This window comes from Endozoicomonas sp. ONNA2, from assembly GCF_024606365.1.
Taxonomy (GTDB): domain Bacteria; phylum Pseudomonadota; class Gammaproteobacteria; order Pseudomonadales; family Endozoicomonadaceae; genus Endozoicomonas.
In genome coordinates, this window is the sequence record NZ_JAHHPO010000921.1 from 1 (window position 1) to 2,424 (window position 2,424).

The window sequence follows — 2,424 nt, forward strand, 5'->3', positions numbered from 1 at the left end:
TGATTGCGGTGGAACATCTGAATATGTGGAAGTTATTTTCAGACAATTCCTAAGGTGCCTCAGACAAGCCTTGTCACCCACTCGAAGTCCAGTTACATTGACAGCCTCCTGGCTGGCAATTTGAAAACAATAAGCATCGCCCCTTTCAATAAGCATCGCCCCTTTCAATAAGCAGCGCCCCTTTCAATAAGCAGCGCCCCTTTATCCACCAGTATATGATTATGACCCCGCAAGCTTGTTATCAGAGGGATATCACTCAAAAAGGTTTTAGCAGGGACCCGGCCCAGGCTGCGGCGGTAAAACACTTGCAAAACCTCTATGAACAGCTGATCCAACCACAATCACTTCTCAAGAGGATTAAAAGTGCCTTGGGCAACACCCGGGAGCCGTTGCGTGGCCTCTATTTCTGGGGGGGCGTTGGCCGGGGTAAAACCTGGCTGATGGACACCTTCTATCACTGTCTGCCCTTTCAGGACAAGCTGCGCATGCACTTCCATCACTTTATGCGCCGGGTGCATGCCGAGCTTAAGACACTGGAGGGGCAAAAAAATCCGCTGTCAATGGTCGCTGAACGTCTTTCCAAAGAGGCAAGGATCATCTGCTTTGACGAGTTCTTTGTTGCCGACATCACGGACGCCATGATCCTCGCCGGTTTGCTGGAACAGTTGTTTCAGCGGGGCGTTACATTGGTCGCCACATCGAATGTGGATCCCGACCTTCTCTATAAGGATGGGCTGCAAAGAGCCCGTTTCCTGCCGGCCATCGACCTGATTAAAAAGCACACCCTGGTGGTGAATGTTGATGGCACTATTGATTATCGCCTGCGTCTTCTGGAGCAAGCTGAAACTTACTACTGGCCGCTCAATAAGATAAACCATGAAAAACTGGAGCAGATCTTTTCAGAACTGGCTGCGGACCCGAATCATATTGAGACGGGCCAGAGCCTTGAAATATCAGGGCGCCCTATTAACACCGTGAAATCAAGTAGAGATGTGGCCTGGTTTACCTTTACCGATCTGTGCGATGGTCCCCGCAGCCAGAATGACTATATTGAACTCGCCCACTTGTACCACTCAGTCATTGTTCAGGCTGTCCCCCGGTTTGATGCCAATCGCAATGATCAGGCCCGTCGCTTCATCAATCTGGTTGATGAGTTCTATGACCGGGGCGTAAAACTGATTTTATCCTGTGAAGTTCATCTTGAAGCGCTCTATGGCAGTGGTACGCTGTCGTTTGAGTTTCAAAGAACACGCAGTCGCTTGCAGGAAATGCAGTCTACTGAGTACTTGGCCCGGCCTCACAAACCATAGGCAGAGAGGAGTTTTTATCCTCAATTTCTTGCTACGGGCGCTATTCTCGGACAGCCTTCTGGTGTTAAAAAAGATTGTGTAAAAAATCGCAGCTACACCAGAATACATTGCTTCAGTTGTTGCAACGCAGTTTGAGGAGATGATTCACCAACCCAATACTCAGCCAACTGCTCTGAAGTAAGCTCTTTTGTGTCCAACCTGTCATAAACAGGGTCGATAGCACCCAGCAGGAATTTTAACAGGTATTGTTTTTCGCTTAATTCGAAATAATGCTTCTGCTGCTGCACCTCTTCTACATGCCGTTTTTCGACCAGGTAATCACGGCTAAAATTCACAGCAGTGGAATCTCTGTCCAGAGTATTAATCCAGTCAAGATCTATTTGGGAATCCTTGAACACCATAATTGAAATTGGATACTGACGGGGGGTATCCCTGAACTTTAACCAACCATCAAAGCTGGTATTTAGACATTGTGTGTCTTTTTGGGTTGGCTCTGCATCTGTTACGATAAAAATCAGGACCTTGCTGTCCGGTTTAGTTCTCTGATTATCTCTCACTACTTGCTCATAAACTGGCCTGAGGGATGCATTCCCTGCAGGGGGAGCCTCGAAATACTCCCGAGCCTTTTCCGGATCAGTAATATTGCGAAAGGTACCCCGGTTGAAAAAATAGATGTCGAGGCCATCTTTGTTCAATGTTGTGGCAAGGTCAATGATTACGCCTACCCGTCGGCAAAGTTCATCCCAACGTGAAGGTACATAGCCGAAAGGATCTTCTTCAGAAACCCGACGGGCATGATGAGTCATTGAGCTACTGTCGTCAGCGATAACCACAATATGGTAATTTTCCAGTTGGCGAAGTTTGCATACTGCGCTGTTTGAAAATTCATATTGGTCTGCGAGTTTTTGCAGCTTTAGCATCCTTTGCGTTTCAGGAATCACCGCAACACCTGATGCAGTGACAGAGCCTGCCGCCATCACTTCGTCGTAGCTCGGCGGGGGATAGTCAGAGCGCTGATTGTTTACAGGAAAACTCATAATTAAAAACTCAAAATACAGCGAGTGAACGAGAATTCAACACTGTTCAACCTAAATTCAGCAGTTGAACCTTGTAA

At 47.5% G+C, this 2,424-nt stretch carries 2 protein-coding genes; one reads left to right on the top strand and one right to left on the bottom strand.

Annotated elements, in window-relative coordinates:
• Nucleotides 1–221 precede the first annotated feature (221 nt).
• Nucleotides 222–1,310, top strand: a complete 1,089-nt coding sequence (gene zapE / locus KDK14_RS16365; protein WP_257266246.1) for a cell division protein ZapE — start codon at nt 222–224, stop codon at nt 1,308–1,310.
• A 92-nt stretch (nt 1,311–1,402) separates the two neighbouring features.
• Here zapE and KDK14_RS16370 read toward each other — a convergent pair whose 3' ends face one another.
• Nucleotides 1,403–2,347, bottom strand: a complete 945-nt coding sequence (locus KDK14_RS16370; RefSeq protein ID WP_257266247.1) for a hypothetical protein — start codon at nt 2,345–2,347, stop codon at nt 1,403–1,405.
• Between the last annotated feature and the right edge of the window lie 77 nt (nt 2,348–2,424).